At 65.3% G+C, this 3,966-nt stretch carries 3 protein-coding genes and 1 pseudogene; 1 reads left to right on the forward strand and 3 read right to left on the reverse strand.

The features are described from left to right. Positions 1 to 79 precede the first annotated feature (79 nt). From ACO6VM_RS14775 to ACO6VM_RS14785, 3 genes and pseudogenes are all read right to left on the reverse strand, one after another. On the reverse strand, positions 80 to 1,108 hold the full coding sequence (locus ACO6VM_RS14775) for a methyl-accepting chemotaxis protein (protein ID WP_374045897.1): 1,029 nt from the start codon (positions 1,106 to 1,108) through the stop codon (positions 80 to 82). A 234-nt stretch (positions 1,109 to 1,342) separates the two neighbouring features. Next, positions 1,343 to 1,687: pseudogene (locus ACO6VM_RS14780) on the reverse strand (PAS domain-containing protein); the annotation flags it as partial. 98 nt (positions 1,688 to 1,785) lie between these two features. After that, entirely contained in the window at positions 1,786 to 2,679 is an 894-nt protein-coding gene (locus ACO6VM_RS14785; RefSeq protein WP_110996362.1) for a LysR family transcriptional regulator, read from the reverse strand. A 226-nt stretch (positions 2,680 to 2,905) separates the two neighbouring features. Between ACO6VM_RS14785 and speB the strand changes: the two genes are divergently transcribed. Then, on the forward strand, positions 2,906 to 3,856 hold the full coding sequence (speB, locus tag ACO6VM_RS14790; protein ID WP_110996363.1) for an agmatinase: 951 nt from the start codon (positions 2,906 to 2,908) through the stop codon (positions 3,854 to 3,856). Positions 3,857 to 3,966: the final 110 nt, after the last annotated feature.

Consider the following 3,966-nt stretch of genomic DNA (forward strand, 5'->3'; position numbering starts at 1 on the left):
AATCGCGGGGCAAGCCCGCTCCCACGAGGGCTCACTCGTGGGAGCGGGCTTGCCCCGCGATTGGCCCGACAGCCAGCCACTACCGGTTGAACCGCTCCGCCAGGCTATGCAGGTACTCCGCCATGCGCTCCAGGTCCTGGCTGATCTCGGCCCCCTGCCTGGCCTGCCCGGCACTTTCATCGCACAGCTGGGCAATGCGCACGATCTGCTGGTTGATGTCTTCGGCCACGTGGCTCTGCTGCTCGGACGCCGTGGCCATCTGCTGGCTCATGCCGGTGATGCGGCTGACCGCCTGGGCGATGCCGGACAACGCTTCCTGCACCGCCTCGACACTGTGCACGCTGTCGCTGGAGATCTGCTGGCCGCGGCTGGCACTGGCCACCGCACGGTCGGCGCCAGTGCGCAGGCCGGCGATGATGTGGTGGATCTCCTCGGTGGAGGCGCGGGTACGCTGGGCCAGCGAGCGGACCTCGTCGGCGACCACGGCAAAGCCCCTGCCCTGTTCACCGGCACGGGCGGCTTCGATCGCGGCGTTGAGCGCCAGCAGATTGGTCTGCTCGGCAATAGAGGTGATCACGTCCACCACGCTGCCGATCGATTGGGTCTGCTCGGCCAAGGCATTGACCGCCTGGCCGATATCGCTCACCGCCTCGCTCATGCTGCCCATCGCGCGCAGGCTCTGCTGGGCCAGGTCGCTGCCCTGCTGGGCCAGCTGGTCGGCGTCGCTGGCGGCATGGGCGGTGCTCTGCACGTTGTGGGTGACCTGCTGGATGGTCGCCGCCATCTGCGCGATGGCGGTGGCCGACTGATCGGTTTCGCTGCGCTGGCGGTCGAGCATCTGCGCCTGGGCGTCGGACAGGTCCGCGGACTGCGCGGCCCGCGACTTGACCCCGACCCCGGCGTCCACCAGGCGGGTCAGCGCGGTCTGCAGACGTGCCTCTTCACTGAGGATCGCCAGGTCGAGCTGGCCCTGCAGGCCGGGGTTGTCGCTGTAGGTCAGGGCCACCAGCGGGCTGGTGAACGCTTTGGGATGCTCCTGCAGGGTACGGCGGATGGCCTGGTTCTGCCGGTGCTCGACCAGGTACCAGGCCGCCAGCAGGCTGGCCATCAGCACCCCCAGTGCGGCGTACTGGGGCAACCACAGATAGCCGGCGGCCGATATCAGCCCGGCACCGATCAACGGCCAGCCGTGACCGATGCCATGGCCCAGGCGCGCGGCCAACGCCACCGGCGAGCGACCGGCGCGCAGGCGCGCGTAGAGCGCTTCGGCACGGCGGATCTGCTCGCGGGTGGGCACCGAACGCACCGACTCGTAGCCGCTGATGCGGCCGTTCTCGTACACCGCTGTGACATAGGCGCTGACCCAGTAGAAATCGCCGTTCTTGGCGCGGTTCTTGACCACCCCCATCCAGGGCTTGCCTTGCTTGATGGTGTCCCACATATGGCCAAAGACTGACGGCGGCATGTCCGGGTGACGCACCAGGTTGTGTGTCTGGCCGACGAGTTCGTCGTAGGTGAAACCGCTGATGGCCACGAAAGCGTCGTTGCAGTAGGTGATGCGGCTGTTGAGGTCGGTGGTGGAAATCAGCCGCTGGTGGTTGGGAAAGGTTCTTTCGTGTTCGGTGACGGGCAAATTCATGCGCATCGTTGGCGATCCCTTGCTTATCCAGATGAGTGGGAAATTCATCAAAGCAAGTAGATGTTTAGCAGAAGGCCATCACGTCAGTGGTCAAGTTTTGCAGGAATTTTTACCGACCTGACGGAATGAGCTGAAAACGACATTGTTCAGCCAACGTTGAGCTGGCTCTTGAGCAGGTCGCGGAACGTCTGGATCAAGGGTTCCCGGCTGCGGCCGCGGCGGATGATCAGCGAAAACGGCGCCTGGTAACCGAAGGTGGCCGGCGACAATACCCGCAAGTCGCCCTTGTCGACCCAGGCCTGGGCGTAGTGCTCGGGCAGGTAGCCGATGTAGGCGCCGGAGAGAATCAGGATCAGTTGCGCCTCCATGCTCTCCACCGTCGCCGCGCTGTGTTTGAAGCCGTGGCGGGCCAGCTCGGCCTGGCTCCAGTAACCGCGCCCGACCATGCGCTGCTGGGTGATCACCGGCTCCGGGATGCGCCGCTCGGCGAACAGCGAGTGGCGGCTGCTGCAGTACAGCCAGTGCTGCTCGCGGTACAGCGGCTGGTACACCAGGCCGCTCATGCGCGAAGAGAAGGCGCCGATGGCCAGGTCCAGGCGGTTGTCCTGCACGCCCAGCTGCAATTCGTAGGGGCTGGAGACCGACAGGTGCAAGTGCACCCCCGGGTGCTCCTGGCTGTAGGCACCGATGGCCTCGGCCAGCGGCAGGGCGCGATCACCCACCGTGGAGTCGATCACCCCGAGGTTGAGAGTGCCGCGCAGTTCGCCCTTGAGCGCCGCCGCGTACTGCTCGAAACCATCCAGTTCGCCGAGCAGGCGCAGGGTCTCCTGATGGAACAGCTCGCCCTTGCTGGTCAGGCTGAAACCACCACGGCCACGGTGGCAGAGGACGATACCCAGGGCGCCCTCCAACTGGCTCATGTAGGTGCTGATGGCCGACGTCGACAGGTTGAGGTCGCGCTGGGCGTTGGCGAACCCCTGGTGGCGCACCACGCTGGCGAAGATGCGCAGCAGTTTCAGGTCGGGCAGCGATGAGGCCATGGGGCGTGGGTTCCGCGGGCTGGAAATCGCCAGAGTCTAACGCGCCTTCAGGCGGATAGTTCAGAAATTCCTGAAGTAAGTATTTGTCGGTAGCGATTCTTCCGCCGCACTACCTTGCGCAGACTGCGGCGAAATGTCCCTGCCCGCCGGCCCCTATCGTTCTTCGAGGCGCGCGGCGGCACAGGTTCGAACAAACATAACAATCGACCGACTGATGAGGCCCACCGTGGACAAGACTCTCCACCAACCACTGGGCGGCAACGAAATGCCGCGTTTCGGCGGCATCGCCACCATGCTTCGCCTGCCCCACCTGCAAAGCGCCCAAGGCCTGGACGCCGCCTTCATCGGCGTGCCCCTGGACATCGGTACCTCGCTGCGCTCGGGCACCCGCTTCGGCCCACGGCAGATCCGCGCCGAGTCGGTGATGATCCGCCCGTACAACATGGCCACCGGCGCCGCTCCGTTCGACTCGCTGTCGGTCGCCGACATCGGTGACGTGGCGATCAACACCTTCAACCTGCTCGACGCCGTGCGCATCATCGAAGAAGCCTACGACGAGATCGTCGAGCACAATGTCATCCCGCTGACCCTGGGCGGCGACCACACCATCACCCTGCCGATCCTGCGCGCGCTGCACAAGAAGCACGGCAAGATCGGCCTGGTGCACATCGACGCCCACGCCGACGTCAACGACCACATGTTCGGCGAGAAGATCGCCCACGGCACCACCTTCCGCCGCGCCGTGGAAGAAGGCCTGCTTGATTGCGACCGCGTGGTGCAGATCGGCCTGCGCGCCCAGGGCTACACCGCCGACGACTTCAACTGGAGCCGTCGCCAGGGCTTTCGCGTAGTCCAGGCCGAAGAGTGCTGGCACAAGTCGCTGGAACCGCTGATGGCCGAAGTGCGTGAGAAAGTCGGTGGTGGCCCGGTCTACCTGTCCTTCGACATCGACGGCATCGACCCGGCCTGGGCTCCTGGTACCGGCACTCCGGAAATCGGCGGCTTGACCACCATCCAGGCGATGGAGATCATCCGCGGCTGCCACGGCCTGGACCTGATCGGCTGTGACCTGGTCGAGGTCTCCCCACCTTACGACACCACCGGCAACACCTCGCTGCTGGGCGCCAACCTGTTGTTCGAAATGCTCTGCGTGCTGCCAGGGGTGGTACGCCGCTGATTGGAATGAAGGTTTGTGGGAGCGGGGGGGGGGGGGGGGGGGGGGGGGGGGGGGGGGGGGGGGGGGGGGGGGGAAAAAAAAAAAAAACAAAAAAAAAAAAAAAAAAAACA

The organism is Pseudomonas sp. GZD-209 (assembly GCF_049310485.1).
In the GTDB taxonomy this organism is placed as follows: domain Bacteria; phylum Pseudomonadota; class Gammaproteobacteria; order Pseudomonadales; family Pseudomonadaceae; genus Aquipseudomonas; species Aquipseudomonas sichuanensis.